The sequence below is a fragment of the Nocardia bhagyanarayanae genome, assembly GCF_006716565.1.
Taxonomy (GTDB): domain Bacteria; phylum Actinomycetota; class Actinomycetes; order Mycobacteriales; family Mycobacteriaceae; genus Nocardia; species Nocardia bhagyanarayanae.
Map to the genome: position 1 here is coordinate 2,090,232 of NZ_VFPG01000001.1, position 20,418 is coordinate 2,110,649.

The following is a 20,418-nucleotide window of genomic DNA, read 5'->3' on the forward strand; positions in this document are numbered from 1 at the left end:
TGACGCGGCTCGGCGGGACACCGAAAGCGCAGCGCTGCGCGTCCTCCGCCGTGCGGAGCGGATATCGCGCAGGTGATCGAAAGGGAGTTCCCGCGCATGGTCAACGTCACGGATGGCTACGGGTCGAGCATTCTGGGTTATCCCAGGATCGGGCCGCACCGGGAACTCAAGCGGGCACTGGAGTCCTACTGGCGCGGTTCGCTCTCGCGCGCGGAACTGCTCGCGGTCGGCCGCGACATCCAGGAGCAGCAGTTCAGCGAACTGGCGGCCACCGGACTCACCCAGGTGCCCGGCAACACCTTCTCCTTCTACGACCACGTCCTCGACAACGCGCTGATGTTCGGCGCGGTGCCGAAGCGGTTCCAGCCCTACCGGGACGTCATGGAGCCTCTGGACTTCTACTTCCTGATGGCGCGCGGCCGGCCCGATCTGCCGCCGCTGGAGCTGGTGCGCTACATCGACACCAACTACCACTACCGCCAGCCTGAGCTGGACGCCGAGACCGAGTTCTCGCTACATCCCGAGGCCCTGCTCGACGAATTCGACCGTGCCAAGGCGCAAGGCATCGAGCTGCGGCCGGTCATGCTCGGTCCGCTCTCGCTGCTGCTGCTCTCCAAGGCGGGGCAGGTGCCCGGCGAGCCCGAGTTCGACACGCTCACCCTCTTGGACAAGCTGCTCCCGGTCTACGAAGAGCTGTTCGAGATCCTCGCCAAGCGCGGCGCGACCTGCGTCCAGCTGGACGAGCCGATGTTCACCGCCGAGCGCAGCGACGCCGAGCTGGCCGCGTTCGAGCGCGCCTACCAGCGGCTGTCCCACGCGCCGCTGCGGCCGCGGATGCTTGTCACCGGTCAGTACGGCGACTTCGGTCCGGCGCTGACCATTCTCGCCGCGTCCAATGTCGAGGCCATCGGTCTGGACTTGGCCAGCCACCGAATCCGCCCCGACGATCTCGCCGAGGTGCCCGGCATCCGCCGCAAGCGGCTGTACGCGGGCGTGATCAGCGGCCGCAACGTGTGGCGCGCGGACCGCTACGTGACGCTGGAATACCTCAACGAGCTGGCCAAGGTGTGCCCGGATCTGGTCGTCTCCACCGGAAGCACGCTGCTGCACGTGCCCTACGACCTGCTCGTCGAATACGACATCGAGGGCAACGTCGCCGATCGCCTGGCCTTCGCGAAACAGAAGGTGGGCGAGGTGGTTTCGCTCGCCAAGGCGCTCACCGAGGGTCCGTCCGACAAGTGGCGCAAGCGGCCGACGGAGGTCCACTTCAAGCAGAAGCACGCTGTGCGCCAACGGGTTTACGCGATCACGCCGCAGATGCGCGAGCGCGAACCCTACGCGCAGCGCCGAATCGCCCAGCAGGCCAAGCTGAATCTGCCGCCGGTGCCGACCACCACGCTCGGCTCGTTCCCGCAGACCGACCGAATCCGCCAGGCCCGTTACGAATTGGGCGAGGGCAGGTTGTCCTACGAGGAGTACCGCAAGCGGATCGAGGCCGAGATCGAGGCGACGATCCGGTTGCAGGAGGACATCGGCCTGGATGTGCTCGTGCACGGCGAGCACGAGCGCAACGACATGATCCAGTACTTCGCCGAGCTGCTGGACGGCTTCGCGACCACCCACTTCGGCTGGGTGCAGGTCTACGGGTCTCGTTGCGTGCGACCGCCGATCATCTACGGCGACGTCTCGCGTCCCGCGCCGATGTCGGTGGACTGGATCACCTACGCCCAGTCGCTCACCGACAAGCCGGTCAAGGGCATGGTCACCGGCCCGGTCACCATGATCGCGCGGTCGTTCGTGCGCCAGGACCAGCCGCTGCACGAGACGGCCGACCAGGTCGCACTGGCGATCCGTGACGAGGTGGTGGACCTGGAGCGCGCGGGCATCTCGATCATCCAGGTGGACGAGCCCGCGATCCGAGAAATGTTGCCGCTGCGCGACATCGGGCGCGCTGAGTACCTGCGCTGGGCGGTCGGCGCGTTCCGGCTGGCGACCTCGGGTGTTCGGCCGGAGACTCAGATCCACACGCACATCGGTTATTCCGGCCGCGCCGAAGTGGTGGAAGCCATCGAGCAGCTCGACGCCGACGTCACCGCGATCGTCGCGACCCGCTCCATCGAGTGGGTGCTCAAGGTGCTCAAGGAGGACTGCGCCTCGGGTCACGGATTGAGCCATGGGGTGGGTCCCGGTGTGTACGAAAGCCGTTCCGCCCGTATCCCGGACATCGATGAACTCGACGAGTTGCTGACGGCCGCGGCCGAGGCCGTGACGCCGGAACGGCTGTGGGCCAACCCGGATGGTGGGCTCAAGACGCGGCACTACTGGCAGTTGGAGCCCTCGTTGCGCAATATGGTCGCGGCTGCCCGGCGTATCCGGAGGCGCATTCCGGCGGCCGAATAGTTCGACGACACGGGCCGCCTCTCCGTCGCGAAACGGAGAGGCGGCCTTTGTTTTCGTGTTGTCGGGTGTGCTGCTGCGGTATCTTGGCGGCCCGGGGGCCTAGCGGATCGGCGGATCGTGTGGTCCTGCGGCGTAGCGAATCGGCGCGTCGGCGTGGGCCCGGCGTCTCGGCGGCTCAGCGGCGTAGCGAATCGGTGCTCCGCAGCCCGGTGGCCCAGTGGATTGGCGGCCTAGCGGCTCGGCGGCCCGGCGGTTCAGCGATTCGGCGTGGCCCTGCGGATGCGCTGGCTGACCGCCGACGGAGTGACCCAGCGTGGCGATTCGGCGGCCCGGCGTTCCGGCGGCCTAGCGAATCGGCGTGGTCCGGCAGTCCCGGCAGCTCGGCGGCGTGGCGAATCAGTGCCCCAGCGGCTCGGCGGCTGAGCGAATCAGCGGCCTAGCGGCTCGGTGGCTCGGTGGTCTAGCGAATCGGCGCATCGGCGTGGCTCGAGGTCTCGGCGGCTCAGCGGCTCATCGTCCCAGCGTCCCAGCGTCCCAGCGTCCCAGCATCCCGGCGGCCTGGCAGCCCGGTAGCCCAGTGGCTTGGCGGCCTAGCGGCTCGGTGGGTCGGTGGCCCGGCGGGTCTAGCGAATCGGCGTGGCCCTGCGGCGTGGCGATTCGGCGGCCCGGTTTTCCGGCGGCCTAGCGAATCGGCGTGGTCCGGCAGTCCCGGCAGCTCGGCGGCGTGGCGAATCAGTGCCCCAGCGGCTCGGCGGCTGAGCGAATCAGCGGCCTAGCGGCTCGGTGGCTCGGTGGTCTAGCGAATCGGCGCATCGGCGTGGCTCGAGGTCTCGGCGGCTCAGCGGCTCATCGTCCCAGCGTCCCAGCGTCCCAGCGTCCCAGCGTCCCAGCGTCCCAGCGTCCCAGCGTCCCGGCATCCCAGCGGCCCGGCGGCCCAGCGGCTTGGCGGCCTAGCGTCTCGGTGGCCTCGGTGATCGGTGGCTCGGCGTGGGTCCGCGGCGTGGCGAATCGGCGGCCCGGCGTTCCGGCGGTATAGCGCATCGGCGTGGCCGGCGGCCCCGTCGTCTCGGCGGTCCGGCGGCCCAGCGCCTCGGTGGCTCGGCGTCTAGCGGATCGGTGTGGCCGCCCGGCGTGGCAAATCGGTGGCCCCGCAGCCCGGCAGCCCGGCAGCCCGGCGGCCTAGCGGATCGGCGGTCGGTGTGGTCCTGCGGCGTAGCGAATCGGCGCATCGGCGTGGGCCCGGCGTCTCGGCGGCTCAGCGGCGTAGCGAATCGGTGCCCCGCACCCCGGCGGCCCAGCGGCTTGGCGGCCTAGCGTCCCGGTGGCTCGGCGGCGTAGCGACTCGGCGTGGCCTGCGGCCCGGCGTCTCGATGACCCAGTGTCTCGGCCGCTCGGCGGTCTAGCGAATCGGTGTCATGGCGGCCCAGCGTGCAGCTCAGCGGACTGGCGTATCGGCGGCGGTGTTCCGGCGGCCTAGGGAATCGGTGTGGCCCGGCGGCCTCGGCAGCTTGGTGGCGTAGCGAATCGGTGGCTTAGCGGCTCGGTGGCTCGCAAAATCGTGCGGGCTGGAAGACATGGTATTTCGGTACGGTACGTACCGTATCATTTGTGGATGGCTGTGGATGAACGAGCGTGGCCCGATTCGCTACGGGTCGCGCAGGTCCGGATCGCTCGGCCGACGGATCGGCTCGACGAGGTGGTGCGGTTCTATGTCGAGGGGGTCGGGCTGCGGGAGCTGTACCGATTCGAGAACCACGCGGGGTACGACGGCGTGATGCTCGGTCTGCCCGGCGCGGACTATCACCTGGAGTTCACCTCGCATGTGGACGGAAGTCCTGGAGACGCACCGAGTTCCGAGAATCTACTGGTCCTCTACTTCGAGGGTGAAGCGCAGATGTACGACGCGGCGCAGCGGCTCGGCGAATACGGCGTCGAGCCGGTGTCGCTCGAGAATCCGTACTGGGCGGCCAACGGCGACTTGGGCTTTCCCGATCCGGACGGCTGGCTGGTCGTGTTGATGCCGCGGCCGGTGTTCTGATGGCGGGGCGGGCGCGCGACAACCGGATCGACGCCGCGGTCTTGACGGCCGCGCGAGAACTGCTGGACGAGAACGGATATGCCGAGCTGACGATCGGCGGTGTGGCGACGCGGTCGGGAATTCACCGACCCGCGATCTATCGGCGTTGGCCGTCCAAGCGGCATCTGGTCGTGGCGGTGGTCGCCGATCTGCTCGGCCTGCGGCCCACTGCGAACACGGGGGATCTGCGGGCCGACCTGACCGCGGCGATGCGGGATTTGGTTGCGGCCCTGCGCGATACATCGCTCGATCGCGTGCTGCCCGCGCTGCTCGCGGACCTGGCCAATGACCCAGAACTGCGCGAGCACTTCCTTGCCGTCGTCTTCGAGCCGCGGCGGCGGACCACCGAGACCGCGCTGCGCGCGGCGATCGAACGCGGCGAGGTGCGCCCCGAGATCGACATGGACTTCGTGCTGGATGCCGTCGCGGCGCCCATCTACTTCCGCGCGCTGTTCGGTCATCTGCCGCTGGACGACGAACTCGCCGAGTCTTCGGTGGACGCGGTTCTGGGTCTGATCGTCCGGTGACCTGGTCGCTCCGGCGCGATGTCCCGCGAGGCGATCAGGAGGCGACCGCGATGGTGCGCCGTTTGGTGACCTGTTCGATCGGCAGCCGTTCGGCAAGTTCTTCCAGCGGCCGTCAGCGCTGGGCGCGGGTGAGCCGAAGCATGAGCTCGCGCATTCTTTTTCGGCCGTTCGGCTTCGTCGGTTCGGGAGCCGGCGCTTCCACGTCGGTTTCGACCTCGTAGCGGCGGATATAGGCGCCCGCGAAGGCTTGCACGGTGGCGGTGACGGGGATGGCGAGCAACGCGCCCGTCGGGCCGAGTAGCGCGGCGCCCGCGATCACCGCGCCGAAGGCGACTGCGGGATGCATGTCGAGGGTGGTGGCGGTGATGCGCGGTTGCAGGACGTAGTTCTCGAATTGCTGGTACAGGACGATGAATCCGAGGATCCACAGCCCGTCACCGGGGCCGCCGTTCACCAAGGCGACGATCACCGGAAGGGCGCCGGCCAGGTAGGTGCCGACGGTCGGAATGAACTGGGAGACAACGCCGACCCACAGCGCGAGCGCGAACGCCGATGGCACGTCGAGCACTCGCAGCACCACGTAGTGCGCAAGTGTCGAGCAGACGGCGAGCAGGCCGCGTGAGTAGATGTAGCCGCCGGTCTTCTCGACCGCGATGTCCCAGGCGCGCAGCACGTGTCGCTGACGGTGCGGTGGAAGCAGCGAGGACATGGCGTTGCGGAAGCGCGGACCGTCGGCGGCGAAGTAGTAGGTGAACAGCAGCACACCGAGGATCTGGAAGAGCGCGCCGATCGCGGCCGTGCCGATGCCCCAGGCGTTTTCGGCCAAGCCGACCAGGTAGCCCTCGATCTGGTCGCTCCACTCCGTCGCGTATTTCTGGATGTCGGTGCCGGAGAGCTCGGTGTTGAACGTCTGGTTGACCCAGTCGACGACGCGGTCGGCGTACTCGGGCGCGTTCTGCACCAGCGTGGTCACCTGGTCGACGAGCAGCGAGCCGAGCGTCCACACGAACCCGCCGACTATCAGCAGCAGGCCGAGGAACACCACGCCCGTCGCGAGCCCGCGCCGCACGCCGCGCGCGGCGAGCCAGTTGACCGCGGGTTCGATGGCGAAGGCGAGGAACAGCGAGACCATCAGCACGGTGAGCAGACCCTGGAGTCGCTGCAACACCCAGAATCCGAAGATCAGGCCCGCGATCGTCGCGGCGGCGAGCAGGAAGGCGCGCAGCAGCCAAGGGGGTGGACCGGCCGAGAGGTCGGTGAGCACTCCGCCGCGGTCCGATGCGGGCTTGCGCTTCTCCGAGCTCGGCGCTTCGGGTTTCGGTGCGGTCGGCGCTGGGTGATCCGCTGTCCCGGAACGCGGCTTCGTCGGTCCGGATGCTTCGGGGCGCGGCTCCTTCGGGCCGGGCACCCGGTTACGTGGTGCGCCGGACTCGCGCGAGGCGGAATCTCCCGCATCGGACTTCGGGTTGGTCGAGTCTTCGTCATCCGCGGACACAAATCCACGGTACTTACGCGAGAGGAACCCGCGCCCCGCAACATGCCAGCGTGCACGTGAACGCTGTCGGGCGGATGGGGGCGATTGATCATGGATGGCTGCTGTGGAGGCGCTGATTTGCCGCTGTTGGACCGAGCCTGTGGACAACTCGCGAATGGCCCGCGTGGATGCGGGCGGTGTGGGCGGTTGGCGCTGCCGGGCGAGTCCGGAAGGCTGGTCCGGGGCGGAGGTTGCGTTGGGGTGACGGTGCCCAGCGGTGCGGGTGTCCGAGAGGGTATGCCTGACTTTGGGTGTTCGGCTCGGTTGGGTGGGGCCGTTGCGTTGGGACGACGGTGCCCAATGTTGTGGCGTTCAAGTGGGTGCGCCTGGCTTTGGGTTCTTGGGCTCAGTTCGGGGTGGTCGCTGCGGTTGGGTGACGGTGCGCAGTGGTTTGGGTGTCCGAGGGGTCTGCTTTAGGTTCGTGGGCTCGGGCGGGTGCGGTCGTTGCGTTGGGGTGACGGTGACGGTGCCCAATGTTGCGGGTTCCCAAGGGTGCGCCTGCCCAGGTTTTCCTCGGAGCAGTGCTGGGCGCGTCGTGTGCCGTACCCGGCTTACCTCCCGCAGTTGGGTGGGCGGGGTTCGGCTTCCGGCGTGGTCATCTGGCTGTGGTTGCGTTTAAGGAGTGCAAGCGGAAAGAGTTCTTTGGCCGGTCGACCGTGGGAGGGCTGTTGGCCTGTCAAGGGCGCATCCACCATTTGACTACCGTCGATAGTGAAATGGATTCGACGGTAGTCATATGGTGGCTTTGCAAGATCAATTAGCCACCATTTGACTACCGTCGATTTTCGCCGCGCGCTCACACCCATGCGCGCCGGACCCACGCAGTGTCGGTGCAGGCCGGACCCGCGTACTGCCGGGCAGACCGGACCCGCGCACTTTCTGACCTCGGCACCGCTGGGGCAGGCTGCGCATTGCCCGACCCGCGCATTGCTGGCAGGGGTAGACCGGACCCGCGCACTGTCGGTGCAGGCCGGACCCGCGTACTGCCGGGGTAGACCGGGCCCGCGCACTGTCCGACCTGGGCACCGCTAGAGCAGGCTGGACTTGCCGCATTGCCCGACCCGCGCACTGCTGGCAGGGGCAGGCTGAACCCGCGCATTGCCCGACCCGCGCAGTGTCGGTGCAGGCGGAACCCGCGCAGTGTCGGTGCAGACCGGGCCCGCGCAGTGTCGGTGCAGACCGGACCTGCGCAGTGCCGGGTAGACCGGGCCCGCGTACTGCCGGGGTAGACCGGGCCCGCGCACTGTCCGACCTGGGCACCGCTGGAGCAGGCTGGACTTGCGCATTGCCGGACCCGCGCACTGCGGGGGCAGGCCGGACCCGCGTACTGTCCGACGTGCGCACTGCCGGAGCAGACCGGACCCGCGCACTGCCGGGCAGACCGGGCCCGCGCACTGTCCGACCTGGGCACCGCTGGAGCAGGCTGGACTTGCGCATTGCCCGACCCGCGCAGTGTCGGTGCAGGCCGAACCCGCGCACTGTCGGAGCAGACCGGACCTGCGCAGTGCCGGGGCAGACCGGACCTGCGCAGTGCCGGGGCAGACCGGACCTGCGCAGTGCCGGAGCAGACCGGACCCGCGCACTGTCCGACCTGGGCACCGCTGGAGCAGGCGGGACTTGCGCATTGCCGGACCCGCGCACTGCGGGGGCAGGCTGGGCCCGCACACGGCTGGAGCAGTGCACGCTGCTGGAGCAGGCCGGACACGCGCAGTGTCTCGGTGCAGGCCGAATCCGCGCACTGCTAGAGCAGGCTGGGCCCGCGCATTGCCGAACCCGGGCACTGCCGGAGGGACGCCGGACCCGCGCATCGCCGGGGCAGGCTGAATCCGCCGCATTGCCGGGGCAGGCTGGCCCGTGCACTGCCGGGCCCGGCTACTGCTGGGGCAGGCCGGACCTGCGCATTGCCGCACCCGCCCACTGCCGCACCCGCGCACTACCGACCCGCGCACTGCCGGACCAGGCGAAAGTGCGCACGAGCCGCACTGCCGACGGAAGAATCCGCGCAACCGGAGCGCTGGCGAAGCCTTACATCGTCGCCGTATCGATCACGAACCGGTACCGCACGTCGCTCGCCACGACCCGGTCGTATGCGTTGTCGATCTCGTCCGCGGAGATCAACTCGATTTCCGCGCCGATGCCGTGCTGGGCGCAGAAGTCGAGCATTTCCTGCGTCTGCGCGATGCCGCCGATCATGGAACCCGCCAGCGACCTGCGGTAACCGGCGAGGGTGAACGGCTTGATGGTCATCGGGTTCTCGGGGAGGCCGAGGATGACCAGTGTGCCGTCCAGGTTCAGCAGTTTCATGTAGTCGTCCAGCGGGAGGTCGGCCGAGACGGTGTTGAGGATCAGGTCGAAGCGGCCGCGCAGTTCGCGGAAGGTCTGCCGGTCGCCGGTGGCGTAGTAGTGGTGCGCGCCGAACCGCTTGCCGTCTTCCTGCTTGCTCAGCGAGTGGCTGAGGACGGTGACCTCCGCGCCCATCGCCGCGGCGATCTTCACGCCGACGTGTCCGAGCCCGCCCATGCCGATGATCGCGACGCGCTTGCCCGGTCCGGCCTGCCAGTGCCGCAGCGGCGAGAAGAGGGTGACGCCCGCGCACAGCAGCGGCGCGGCCACGTCGAGGCCGATGCCTTCCGGGATGGATACAACGAAGTTCTCGGTGACAACGACCTGGGTGGAGTAGCCGCCCAGGGTGTAGCCGCCGGGCTGCACCGCGGGGTCGACGACGGAGTTGTAGGTCATGGTGGCGCCGGCCTGGCAGTACTGCTCCTCGTCGGCCAGACACGGGGCGCACTTGCCGCAGGAGTCGACCATGCAGCCGACGCCGACCCGGTCGCCGACCTTGTACTTGCTCACCGCCGAGCCGACCGCCGCGACCAGGCCCGCGATCTCGTGGCCGGGCACGCAGGGGTAGCGGGTGCCGCCCCATTCGTCGCGCGCGGTGTGGATGTCCGAGTGGCAGATGCCCGCGTACTTGACGTCGATCAGCACGTCGTGCGGACCGAGCTCCCTGCGCTCGATGGTGACCTTCTCGAAGGCTCCGTCCGGAGCGGGCAGGGCGTAGGCGGCGGCAGCGGTGCTCATGAATATATGCCTACCGCCGCATGCTCGGGTTTGTCGAGCGGGGGCGTGCACAGGGGTTTGTCGAGGCCAAGGCGGGGGATGTCCATCCTGCCTGGTTTTCCGGCCGACGGTCGAGCGGTCCGGAATTCCCGATCTACGGTGAAGATCTCCGGCCACAATGGAATTCGTCAGGCGTAGCGAGGCGGGAGTGCCCATGGACGACGGACGACGCGGAAGCGGCGGCGGGCGTGCGCTCGCGCTGATCGTGGTCGCCGTGCTCGGGCTGGCGGGCTTCCTCGGTTACCGCGGTGAACTGCCGGGCTGGCCGCTGTTCACCGGCCCGGGCACCGCCATCGCGCCGATGCCGCCCGCACCGGCGCCCCCGCTGGACCGGGCGGCGGTCGCGGCCGCTGTGGAACCGGCCATGGTGCACATCAGCACCGCCACCGAGACGTTCGGTCAGGGCGCGGCCGGATCGGGCATCGTGCTCACCGCCGAGGGACAGGTGCTGACCAGCCATCACGTGGTCAAGGGCGCCGACACGGTCACCGTGACCTCGGTCGGCACCGGGCAGGTCTGGTCGGCAACGGTGCTCGGCTACGACTCCGGCGTCGACATCGCCCTGCTCGAGCTGCCCGGCGCCGCCGGACTCACCGTCGCCCGGCTCGGCAATTCCGCCGACGTGCGGTTGCACGACGAGGTGCTCGCCATCGGCAACGCGGGCGGCGCGGGCGGCACGCCGACGTCGATCACCGGGAATGTCACCGATCTCGACAGCACGATCGTCGCGCTGAACTCCGCCGACCTGTCCCGCAAGGCGCTGTCGGGCATGTTGGAGATCGCAGCAGCTGTCAGTTCCGGGCAGTCCGGGGGAGCGCTCGCCGATTGGCGCGGCGCGATCATCGGCGTGATCACCGCCGCGTCGGGTGAGCACGATCCGGAGGTCGACCGCGAGCCCAACGGGTACGCGGTGCCGATCGACACCGCTATGCGGGTGGTGCGCCAGATCCGTTCCGGCACGCCGACCGACACGGTGCACATCGGCCCGACCGCGACGCTCGGCGTGCTGATCTCCGACGCGAGACCCAGCGGCGCGCGCATCGATGTCGCGATCTACGGCAGCCCGGCCCACGCGGCGGGACTCGCCGACGGTGAGGTGATCACCTCGATCGACGGCCGGGCGATCACCAGCGCCCGCGCCCTGCGCGCGGCGATCAACGTGCGCAAACCCGATGAGACGGTGCGCCTCGGCGTGCTCGGCCCCGGCGGCGTCGAGCGGACGGTGACCGTCGTGCTCGGCAAGGGCGCGCCGAACTGACCCGGCTCAGAACAGGCTCAGCCAGTAGTCCTGGAAACGCAGGAAGATCAGCAGCAGCACCACCGCGTAGAAGAGCGCGACGATGGTCCAGCGCCATTCGGCGAGCACGCCGAGCGGGCCGCTCGAACGACCCCACAGCTGATCGGTGGCCACCGCGAACAGCGGCGTGACGATCGCCCAGACAACCATGCAGTACGGGCACAGCGCGTTGATGCGGTACAGGCTCTGGAAGATGAGCCAGCAGACGAAGCCGATGCCCGCCACCGTGCCCAGCCACAGGCCACCCCAGATCCACTTCGGGAACCCGAGCCCGGCGACCGCGAGAACGCCGAGGGTGACGACCACGGAGAAGGCGACGATGCCCATCAGCGGGTTCGGAAACCCGAACACCGACGCTTGATCCGTCACCATGACCGAGCCGCAGGACAGGATCGGATTGATGCTGCACGAGGGCCGGTAGTCGGGATCGGTGAAGAGCTTGAACCGCTCGATGGTCAGCGCCATCGAGGCGAGCCAGCCCGCCAGGCCGCAGATCAGCAGCAGCCAGGCGGACCGGGGTGGCGCGGCGATCACTGGCCCGCGGCCGCCGTTGCGATGGCCTGCTGGAGCGCGCTCGGGTTGACCTGCTTGCCGTCCACGAAGACCGTCGGCGTGGACTGGATACCGCCGTCGAAGGCCTGGTTGGTGGTCGACGCGACGTACTTGTCGTAGGTGCGGTCGGTGATGCAGCTCGCGACGTCCTCGGTGTAGCCGACGGACTTCGCGATCTCGATGAGCTGCTGGTCGGTCAGGCCGTTGCCGCCCTCCGGCGGCTGCTGGGCGAACATCGCCTTCAGCCACGCCTGGTACTTGGTCGGGTCCTGCTGGGCGACGCAGTAGGAGGCGTTGGCCGCGCGGGTCGAGTACTCCGTGGTGGAGGCCTTGTCCAGGAACGAGATGATGTTGTATTCGACCGCGGCGGTGCCGTTGGCGACCGCGTCTTCCAGCAGCTGGCCGTAGGTGGCCTCGAACGCCTTGCACGCGGGGCACTGCAAGTCGGCGACCACCCGGACGGTGACCTTGGCCTCCGGCTTGCCGACGCGGATCGAGCCATTGTCGGTGATGGATCCGGTGACGGCTCCCGGCGCCTGCGCGGCGGCGATGCTCGGGGTGGGGCCCGGGTCGTCCTTCTCCGCCTTCTTGACCGCGAGTCCGATGCCGATCGCGGCGACCAGGCCGATCAGCACGGCGGCCACCGCCACCTGGATGAGGATCTTGCGGTTACGGTCGGCGCGCTCCGCCTTCAGCAGCGGATTCGTCCGTCCCGGGTTGTTGCTCACCGTGCGCTCACCACGCCTTTCGCTCGCCTGCCGGTTTCGCCTGCCGCCACGATGGTAGTTCCGGAACTGTTCGCGGAGCGGTCGGGCACGGCCACATCATCGTGGGTCAACCTGAGAGATTCCGAAATTTCCCACTGGCCTATTCCGTAATTCGCGCGTGCGTGGTCCGAGTTGCGCGCGGACGCGCCGCGATTCGACGCGGGGATGCCGTGCTTGTGCGCGGGCGTTTTCAGCGCGCCGCCGCTCCGCTGAGCACGAGATCGACGGCGTCGCGGGCCCACGCGGCCGGAATCGCGCCGCCGAGGTGGGTGACCTGCAAGTGCACCAAGCCGCCGAGCGTGAGCATGATCAGCCTCGGATCGGTGGTCGGCGCGAGTTCGCCGCGCGCCATCCCGCGGCGAACGATCTCCTCCGAGGCGGAGAGCCGAGTCACCCAGAATTGCCTGCGCGCCTCGGCCACCTCGGGATCGTTGTCGGCGATGGCGGTTCCGCGAATCAGCGCGGCGCCGGAGGGCGTCTCGGCGAACCGGATCAGATCGGCGAGGAAAGCCTCCAGATCGGCGCGGGCCGAGCCGGTGTCGGCGATCGGTATCTCCGCGTCCAAGCGTGCGAGCAGGGCGTCGATCAGCAGTTTGGGCAGCGTCTTCCAGCGGCGATAGATCGAGGTCTCGTGCACGCCTGCGGCGTCGGCCACGTCGGCGATGCGCACCTGGTCGATGCCGACGGACTCGATGCGCGCCAGCGTCGCGTCGAGCACGGCCTGACGCAATCGCGCGCCGCGGATCTGGGGGTTCGCCATATCTCGATTATCGCAAGTCGTCTTGCGTTATTGCCGCGCGGGTCTTACCGTGGGGGCACAACGCAAGTCGACTTGCGTTAGAAGGCGAGAGTGGCATGGACGATGTGGTCCTCGGGGGTCTGCGCGGCGAAAGCGCCGACGGCGTGGTGGCGTTCCGGAATATTCGGTACGCGCGCGCCGAGCGATTCGAGCCGCCCGAGCGGATACCGGCGCACGACGGGACGCGTGACGCGACGAGCCGGGGTCCGAGTGCGCCGCAACTGCCCTCCCGGCTCGGGGTGGTGATGGGCGTGCCTGCGGCGTTCGAGCAGTCCGAGGACTGCCTCGTCCTCACCGTCACCGCCCCGGCTGGGGCCGTCCCCGGTGGTTGCGCCGTGCTGGTCTGGTTGCACGGCGGGGCGTATCTGACCGGTGGCGGCGAATGGAATCTCTACGACGCGGACCGGCTGGTGCGCGAAACCGGGATCGTGGTGGTCTCCGTGTCCTATCGACTCGGCGTGCTGGGTTACCTTCGCGCCCCGGGTGTTTCGCCGGGCAACCTCGGTTTGCTGGACCAGCTGACGGCGCTCGAATGGGTCCGCGACAACATCCGCGCCTTCGGCGGTGATCCCGCGCGGGTGACCGTCGCGGGACAGTCGGCGGGCGCGCAATCGGTCGTGGCGATGTTGGGCATTGGCCGGGCCGAGGGCTTGTTCGCGCGGGCGATCGTGCAGAGCGCGCCATTCGGCGTCGGCTTCCATCGACCTGCCGACGCCGAACGTGCCGGTGCGGTGTTCCTCGGGGAACTCGGCGGCGACCCACGGACCGCGGATGTTCCGGAAATCCTCGCGGCACAGGCGCGTACGGCGGTGCGCTTGGCCGGACCAGGCGGCCTGAACTCCGCGCCGCCCTTCCTCCCGGTGCGCGAGACCGAGGTACTGCCCGGTGACGAGGACTGGCGTCGGCTGGTCCGCGAGCGCGCGGCGCGGACGCCGGTGCTCGTCGGCAGTACGGCGGCTGAGATGCGCGCGTTCTACGGCGGGCCGCACCCGGTGTTCGGCAGGGTACGGCGCACGCCGGTCATCGGGGCGCGGTTGACGGCCGCCGCGGAGCGGACTGTCGGACGGAAGGTGTTCGAGGACGGTGTGTTCCGGTTCGCGGATCTGCTGACCGAGTCCGGCGGTGCGGTCTTCTGCTACCGGTTCGGAGTGCTGCATCCGGACGGTCCGTTCGGGGCGTGCCATTGCATCGAACTGCCGCTGTTGTTCGGCGCGGCCGACGACTGGCGCGCGGCGCCGATGGTGCGCCCGTTGGATTCGGACCGTCTAGATGAGCTCGGCGTCCGAACACGTGGCTACTGGGGCGAATTCGTGCGGACCGGAAGTATCGGCGACCGGCCGCCTCATCGGCGCGGTTCGCGTGCCGTTCTGGAGCTCCCGTGAGAGGGCGCGTGCGAGAGAGGAGCCGGTCGGTGGGACGGCATGCGGAAGTGATCGGCGGCGGCATCGGCGGGCTCACCGCGGCCACCGCGCTGGCCATGGACGGGTGGACGGTGCGGCTGCACGAGCGGCAGTCCGCCATCCGCGCCGTCGGAGCCGGAATCTACGTGTGGGACAACGGTTTGTCTGCCCTGGAGGCGATCGGCGCCTACCGCGAAGCCACGCTCGGCGCGCATATCGGACCGGCCGTGGAGGCTCGTTCGCGCTCCGGTCGCACGCTCTACCGGATCGGCATCAACGGGCCGGGGCAGCCACGGTGCTACACGTTGCTCCGGGACCGGCTGATCGAGGCCCTGGTGCACGCGGCCGAGCGGGCGGGCGTGGAACTGGTCACCGATTCCCGCGCGGTGTCGGCGGACCCGGACGGTGCCGTCGCTTTCGACGACGGACGCACGGAGACAGCGGATCTCGTCGTCGCCGCGGACGGCGTCCATTCGCGGTTGCGCGACCGGCTGGACATGGCGACCCGGCGGGTGCGGATGCGTCAAGGCGCTGCGCGGCTCATGGTGCCCGCCTCACCCGACTACTTTCCCGCCGAGGATTTGGTCGAGCACCTCGAGTACTTCGGGGGCCGGCGGCGGTTGCTCTACACGCCGTGCACGCCTGAACACGTCTATCTCGCCTTGGTTTCCGACGTCGACGACCCGTCGACGCGCGGCTCGAGCATCGATTTCGAGTCCTGGGTACGTAGCTTCCCCGGCCTGGCGAACTTGCTGCGGCGGGCCGAGGGCATTCCGATCCGCTGGGACACCTTCGAATACATCCGCCTCCGCTCGTGGTCGTGCGGCCGGGTCGCGTTTCTGGGCGACGCCGCGCACGCCCAGCCGCCCTACCTCGGGCAGGGCGGCGGCACCGCGATGACCAACGCCGTCTCGCTGGCAGCGACGGTGGGCAGGCCGGGGCTCGCGCTCGGTGACGCGCTGGCGGCCTGGGAGCGCGAGCAGCGGCCGGACATCGAACGCACGCAGCGGACTTCGTACCGGATGCGACTGCTCAACGCCGTGCCCGACGCGGTGCGCGACCCGCTGCTGAGCCTGGTCGGGCGCACCTCCGGCTTCGCCGACAGTCAGCTGGCCGCTACCAAATTGCGTCCGACCGCTTCGTGAGAACGCTCGCCGAACAAGAAACAGGAGAAGAGATGCTCAACACCTACCGGATCAACGGCGTCGAAATTGGTTTCGATGACCAAGGCTACGCGCCGGGGCGGCCCGCGATCGTGCTGCTGCCCGGCTGGGGCCACGACCATCGCGCCTTCGACCGGCTGCTGCCCTACTTGCGGCCGCACCACCGGGTGGTGCGCGTGTGCTGGCGCGGTCACGGCGTCGACCGCACGCTCGTCGGTGATTTCGGCGTCGCCGAGCAGGTTTCCGACACCATCGGCCTGCTGGACGCGCTGGAGGTGGAGTCCTTCATCCCGCTTTCGCACGCGCACGGCGGCTGGGCGGCGATGGACATCGCCGAAAAGCTCGGCGCCGAAAGGGTTCCCGCGCTCCTGCTGCTCGACCTGATCATGACTCCGCCGCCGCCGGAGTTCGCCGCCGGACTCCAGGCGCTACAGCGCAAGGAGAGCTGGCGGGCCGCCCAGCAGGCGCTGGTGGACAGCTGGCTGGCGGGCAGCGTCGACCAGTCGGTGCTCGACCACGTGCGCTACGAGGCGGGCGGCCACGGTTTCGACATGTGGGCGCGCTCCGGACGGGTCATCGAAAACGCCTACGCCACTTGGGGTTCGCCAATGGCACGCCTCGACGAGCTTGCCGAGCCACGGCCGGTGCGTCATGTCTTCTCGCACCCGAAGTCCTCGGACTACGACGCCGTGCACGAGGAATTCCGCCGCACCCACCCGTGGTTCAGCTACACCCGCCTCGACGGCCACACCCACTTCCCCGGCATCGAACTCCCGGATCGCGTGGCGGCGGAACTCTTCGACCTCATCGGCACCGACCGCGCCGTCGGCTGAAAGCGACCTACTCGCAGGCAATCCCGTCGCCGTCCCGGTCCAGCTCGCTGCGATATCCGGGCTCTCCCTGACGGAGCGGAGCCGCGCCCGCCGCCTTGGCCGCGGCGCAATTGCGGTAGTAGGCGCCGCTCTGCTGCGGCATGGGCGGAGCCGGTGGCGGCGCGACCTGCGGCGGTGGGGGCGGTGGCGCTGCCTGGGGCGGGGGCGGCGCTACCTGGGGCGTCGGAACCGGTGGCGGTGGCGGTGGCTGCGATATCGACGGCGGCACGAACGTCGCGGGCGGCGGAAGCGTGGTCACGCTGGTTGTGGTCGGGGGCGGCGGCGTGGTCGCGCTGGTCGTGGTCGGTGGTGTCGTCACCGTGGTGCGTGCCGTGGTCGTCGATCGGGGGCGGTCGTTTTCGGTGTCGCCGCCGCAACCCGCGGCGGCGAGCACCGCGAATCCGATCGCGGCGACGACGGCGGTATGTCGTGGTGTCCCCATGATTTCCTGCGATATCGAGTGATTGGACGACGCGACCCGGTTCAGGCCCGAAGGCGGCTCCCCCCGACAGGAGTCGTCGCGTGCTGGAACATCCTGACAGGCAAAATGTTTGGACACGCCGGATTTTGGGAATTCTGCCCGCCCTCGGTGGTTGTCAGGCGTGTCCAGGGATGCTTTAGACCACTTGCCCGACGGTCGGGGTGTGCCTCAGGCCGGACCCGACCGGTGCGCGGTGAGTACCGGCTGGAAGAAGCCGGTTTCCTCGGGCGTGTGCCAGGTCGGTTCGACGAAGCCCGCCTCCGTGACGAACTCCGTGAGCTGCGCCCTGGTCAGCGCCCAGTAACGCGCGCCGCCGACCCGGACGGCCCAGCCGCCGCCCCCCTCGGTGAGCCGGAACATCTCGAAGTCGTACCGCTCGCCGTCCTCGTCCCAGCTCCAGAGCTGGAAGGTGACGGTGCGACCGGTGGCGGAGTGGACCGACTTCGGCGGCATACCAGCGGGTTTGGCGGCGCGCAGCGCGTCGTAGTCGCGGGTTGTCAGCACCAGCAGACCGCCCGGCCGCAGCGCCCGCCACATCTCCCCGAGCGCAGTGCCCACCTCGACGGCGGTGAGCAGGTGCGGCAGCGCGTTGTCGGCGCACACCACCGCGTCGGCCCACCCGCCCGCGAAGGGCAGCGCCCGCATATCCCCGGCCACGGTAGGCAGCCGTAGCCCCCTCGTCCGCGCCTCCTCGGCCGCCCGCGCCGCCGCCACCGGACTCAGATCCATCCCCACCACGGTGTGCCCGCACGCCGCCAACCCGATCGCCTGCGTGCCGATCCCGCACGCCGCGTCGAGCACCGTCGACGGCCCCGCCCCCAACCGCCCCCGCAATACCCGATCCAACGCCCGCCCCTGCCCCGCGACCGCCGCGGGCCAGTCCTCGTAGAGCAGGTGATACTCGTCGGCCAAGTGGTCGTAGAAGTCCCGCGCCGCGTCTCCGGACATAGGCCCACCGTAGAGGGCGAGCGCGGTCGGCGGGGCTCCGCAACCGAGTCGCGGGGTGAATTGTCAGCGCCCGCCTCTAGCATTCCCCGGGTGACCGGATACGACTTCGAGCATCTCGATACTTCGACGCTGCCGCCGCGCCAGCAGCGCGTTCTGGGCGTGATTCGGGACTGGGTGGTCGAGTACGGGTATCCGCCGAACAGCAGGCAGATCGGTGACGCGGTCGGGCTGTCGGCGTCCACGGTCTCCAAGCACATGAAGAGCCTCGAGGAGCGGGGATTCCTGCGGCGCGGCTCCGGGATGGCGCGCCCGATCGACGTGCGGTTGTTCCTCCAGGGGACGGCGCGGGCGGAGAACTCCGATGCCGCGGTGACCGTGCCGGTGGTCGGCGACATCGCCGCGGGCACGCCCATCCTCGCCGAGCAGCACGCCGACGACACGTTGACGCTGCCGCGCGAGTTGGTCGGTCGCGGAACGGTTTTCGCGCTGCGGGTGCGCGGTGATTCGATGATCGACGCCGCCATCTGCGACGGCGACACGGTGGTGGTGCGCCAGCAGAACGAGGCGCACTCCGGCGACATCGTGGCCGCCATGATCGGCGAGGAGGCGACCGTGAAGGTGTATCGCCGCCGCAACGGCCACGTCTATCTCGAACCGCGCAACCCGGCTTACGACGTCATCGACGGGGACGAGGCCGTGATCCTCGGCAAAGTCGTCTCGGTGATGCGCCGGATCTGACGCGCGGGCACCCCGCACGAGGTCAACCCGTACAGAGGCGACCCCCGTCAGGAGGGGACCGACGGGGGCCGCGTTGGGCACCGAGGTGGGGCGGTACGGGCGGGCCGACCACCTCGGTTGTTCTGTTATCTCCGCGGACGCCTATTTCGCAGCAGTGAGCGCGCCACTGATTTCGGCGGCCGCCCGTGGTCCGCTCCTTCGGAGGTCGAGGCGGGACCCGGTTCCGCTGATCCCGACCGGCGGTCGCCCCGGACCCACCGCGGGACAGGCTGCTGCGGTAACCCCCAAGTGGTTCTTTGTGTTTCGGATCTGTGGGGGAGTTGGAGCGCCATGTCGTGCCGCCCCGGCGGCCGATGCCGTCACGCTCGGCACCCGTCGGCTCGGCCTTGGGCAAGAACACACCTGAGTGCGCGGCGCGCAACGCGGCCATTCCTGTCGTCACCGCCGATCCGATGGCGGCCGCGCTGGCCCCGGGGCGACACTGCAGACGGAAAGCCGCGTTACGACATGCACATCGCCGTGCTGAACCCGGGTCGTGGACGTCGACGCGCTGGCCTCGACCATGCGGGCGTGCCCGAGTGCGCAGGTCTCGGTGCGCAATGCCGACAGGTCGGAGCAAGCCGTCGACTGGGAGGTGCCGGTGGTCAAAAGACATTGCCGGGCTGGGTCCGGTGCGAGAGATGCTCCACATCCGAGAACTGGGCAACAAGAGCACCGGCAGCATGACCGCGGCCGCCGTCGTGCGTTTCGTGACGCTAGGCAGTCGCACGGTGATCGAATACATCAGCGGCAAACTCGGCTTCTACGACTCCGAAATACCCGCGGCGAGCATCACATTCGGAGATCGACTGCTGGTCGCGCAGGTGGCCGAGCCGAAGCGCTGAGTCTCAGGACTGGTCCAAGCGGCGAAGTTCTTCGGCGACATCGAAATTCGCCGGCGGCCAGTCCAGTTTCAACTTCTCCAGCGCGTCGATGAGCAGCTCGGTGACAGCGAGCCGGGCGTACCACTTGTGGTCGGCGGGCAGCACGTACCAAGGCGCGTCGGCGGTCGACGTGCGGTCGACCATGGCCTGGTACGCCTCCAGATAAGCGGGCCAGTAGGCGCGCTCATCGATGTCGGAGGGGTTGAACTTCCAGTACTTGTCCTGCCGCTCCAGCCGCTGGCGCAGCCGCTTCTTCTGCTCGTCCAGCGAGACGAACATGGCGACCTTCACCAGCGTGATGCCCTCCCGCGTCATCTCCCGCTCGAACTGGTTGATCTCGTCGTAGCGCGGTTCCCACTCCGCGCGCGGAACGAGTTCGTGCACACGCACCACGAGGACGTCCTCGTAGTGCGACCGGTCGAACACGCCGAGCTGCCCGCCGCGCGGCAGCGCCTTGCGGATGCGCCACAGGTAGTGGTGGCGCCGCTCCTCCTCGGTGGGGACGCCGAACGCGGCGTGGTCGACGCCCTGCGGATCCACCGATCCGATGACGTGCCGGACGATGCCGCCCTTGCCCGCGGTGTCCATGCCCTGCAACACCAGCAGCACGCTGCGCCTGTCGCCGGAGCGTCCGTTGGCGTAGAGCTTCTCCTGGAGCACGGACAGCGCCTTGCCGCGCTCGGTCAGCAACTCCTGAGCGAGCTTCTTGTCCCCGGTGAATCCCGGTGTCGACGAAGTCGCCAGCTCCGCGATCCGCAATCCGTCCGCTTTCAGGGCCTCCGTGACCGGAACGGACCAGTGCTTCACCATCGACCACACT

General features: G+C 69.3%; 18 protein-coding genes. 10 read left to right on the forward strand and 8 right to left on the reverse strand.

Annotation, left to right across the window (positions count from 1 at the left end):
- Nucleotides 1–96 precede the first annotated feature (96 nt).
- The 3 genes from metE to FB390_RS08810 all read left to right on the forward strand — a co-directional run bounded on the left by metE (nt 97) and on the right by FB390_RS08810 (nt 5,004).
- Entirely contained in the window at nt 97–2,400 is a 2,304-nt protein-coding gene (gene metE, locus FB390_RS08795; RefSeq protein ID WP_141808519.1) for a 5-methyltetrahydropteroyltriglutamate--homocysteine S-methyltransferase, read from the forward strand.
- A 1,612-nt stretch (nt 2,401–4,012) separates the two neighbouring features.
- Nucleotides 4,013–4,438, forward strand: coding sequence for a VOC family protein (locus FB390_RS08805; protein WP_141808521.1), 426 nt, complete (start codon nt 4,013–4,015; stop codon nt 4,436–4,438).
- Complete coding sequence (locus FB390_RS08810; RefSeq protein WP_141808522.1) at nt 4,438–5,004, forward strand: TetR/AcrR family transcriptional regulator; 567 nt, start codon at nt 4,438–4,440, stop codon at nt 5,002–5,004. Before FB390_RS08805 ends, FB390_RS08810 begins: the two co-directional genes overlap by 1 nt.
- Nucleotides 5,005–5,116: 112 nt before the next feature.
- Here the strand turns inward: FB390_RS08810 and FB390_RS08815 are convergent, their stop codons facing one another.
- Nucleotides 5,117–6,499, reverse strand: a complete 1,383-nt coding sequence (locus tag FB390_RS08815) for an AI-2E family transporter (protein ID WP_246123927.1) — start codon at nt 6,497–6,499, stop codon at nt 5,117–5,119.
- A gap of 2,064 nt (nt 6,500–8,563) precedes the next feature.
- Entirely contained in the window at nt 8,564–9,619 is a 1,056-nt protein-coding gene (locus FB390_RS08820) for an NAD(P)-dependent alcohol dehydrogenase (protein ID WP_141808523.1), read from the reverse strand.
- A gap of 193 nt (nt 9,620–9,812) precedes the next feature.
- On the opposite strand from FB390_RS08820, the gene FB390_RS08825 reads away from it, so the two are divergent.
- Complete coding sequence (locus FB390_RS08825) at nt 9,813–10,916, forward strand: S1C family serine protease (protein ID WP_141808524.1); 1,104 nt, start codon at nt 9,813–9,815, stop codon at nt 10,914–10,916.
- 6 nt (nt 10,917–10,922) lie between these two features.
- On the opposite strand, the gene FB390_RS08830 is transcribed toward FB390_RS08825, so the two are convergent.
- From FB390_RS08830 to FB390_RS08840, 3 genes are all read right to left on the reverse strand, one after another.
- Complete coding sequence (locus FB390_RS08830) at nt 10,923–11,489, reverse strand: vitamin K epoxide reductase family protein (protein ID WP_141808525.1); 567 nt, start codon at nt 11,487–11,489, stop codon at nt 10,923–10,925.
- Nucleotides 11,486–12,235, reverse strand: a complete 750-nt coding sequence (locus FB390_RS08835) for a thioredoxin domain-containing protein (RefSeq protein ID WP_141808526.1) — start codon at nt 12,233–12,235, stop codon at nt 11,486–11,488. Before FB390_RS08835 ends, FB390_RS08830 begins: the two co-directional genes overlap by 4 nt.
- A gap of 229 nt (nt 12,236–12,464) precedes the next feature.
- Nucleotides 12,465–13,034, reverse strand: a complete 570-nt coding sequence (locus FB390_RS08840) for a TetR-like C-terminal domain-containing protein (RefSeq protein ID WP_141808527.1) — start codon at nt 13,032–13,034, stop codon at nt 12,465–12,467.
- 95 nt (nt 13,035–13,129) lie between these two features.
- Here FB390_RS08840 and FB390_RS08845 point away from each other — a divergent pair, with 95 nt between their 5' ends.
- From FB390_RS08845 to FB390_RS08855, 3 genes are read left to right on the forward strand one after another with little or no spacing between them, the layout of a single operon-like run.
- Entirely contained in the window at nt 13,130–14,455 is a 1,326-nt protein-coding gene (locus FB390_RS08845; protein ID WP_141808528.1) for a carboxylesterase family protein, read from the forward strand.
- Between the two features lie 29 nt (nt 14,456–14,484).
- Nucleotides 14,485–15,618 carry an FAD-dependent oxidoreductase gene (locus FB390_RS08850; RefSeq protein WP_141808529.1) on the forward strand — a complete coding sequence of 378 codons (1,134 nt, stop codon included), beginning with the start codon at nt 14,485–14,487 and terminating at the stop codon, nt 15,616–15,618.
- 32 nt (nt 15,619–15,650) lie between these two features.
- Nucleotides 15,651–16,469 carry an alpha/beta fold hydrolase gene (locus FB390_RS08855; protein WP_141808530.1) on the forward strand — a complete coding sequence of 273 codons (819 nt, stop codon included), beginning with the start codon at nt 15,651–15,653 and terminating at the stop codon, nt 16,467–16,469.
- Nucleotides 16,470–16,476: 7 nt separating this feature from the next.
- Here FB390_RS08855 and FB390_RS34150 read toward each other — a convergent pair whose 3' ends face one another.
- Nucleotides 16,477–16,611 (reverse strand): excalibur calcium-binding domain-containing protein, encoded by a 135-nt coding sequence (locus FB390_RS34150; RefSeq protein ID WP_246124263.1) that lies wholly within the window; start codon nt 16,609–16,611, stop codon nt 16,477–16,479.
- Here FB390_RS34150 and FB390_RS34155 point away from each other — a divergent pair.
- Nucleotides 16,610–16,972, forward strand: coding sequence for a hypothetical protein (locus tag FB390_RS34155; protein WP_246124364.1), 363 nt, complete (start codon nt 16,610–16,612; stop codon nt 16,970–16,972). The genes FB390_RS34150 and FB390_RS34155 overlap by 2 nt on opposite strands.
- Before the next feature lie 185 nt (nt 16,973–17,157).
- Here the strand turns inward: FB390_RS34155 and FB390_RS08865 are convergent, their stop codons facing one another.
- Nucleotides 17,158–17,937: a class I SAM-dependent methyltransferase gene (locus tag FB390_RS08865; protein WP_141808532.1), complete on the reverse strand. Its 780-nt coding sequence runs from the start codon at nt 17,935–17,937 to the stop codon at nt 17,158–17,160.
- A 90-nt stretch (nt 17,938–18,027) separates the two neighbouring features.
- Between FB390_RS08865 and lexA the strand changes: the two genes are divergently transcribed.
- Together lexA and FB390_RS08875 are read left to right on the forward strand one after the other, a co-directional pair.
- Entirely contained in the window at nt 18,028–18,675 is a 648-nt protein-coding gene (lexA, locus tag FB390_RS08870; protein WP_141808533.1) for a transcriptional repressor LexA, read from the forward strand.
- Nucleotides 18,676–19,355: 680 nt separating this feature from the next.
- Nucleotides 19,356–19,559: a hypothetical protein gene (locus FB390_RS08875; protein ID WP_141808534.1), complete on the forward strand. Its 204-nt coding sequence runs from the start codon at nt 19,356–19,358 to the stop codon at nt 19,557–19,559.
- A gap of 3 nt (nt 19,560–19,562) precedes the next feature.
- On the opposite strand, the gene FB390_RS08880 is transcribed toward FB390_RS08875, so the two are convergent.
- Nucleotides 19,563–20,408 (reverse strand): polyphosphate kinase 2 family protein, encoded by an 846-nt coding sequence (locus tag FB390_RS08880; protein ID WP_141808535.1) that lies wholly within the window; start codon nt 20,406–20,408, stop codon nt 19,563–19,565.
- Between the last annotated feature and the right edge of the window lie 10 nt (nt 20,409–20,418).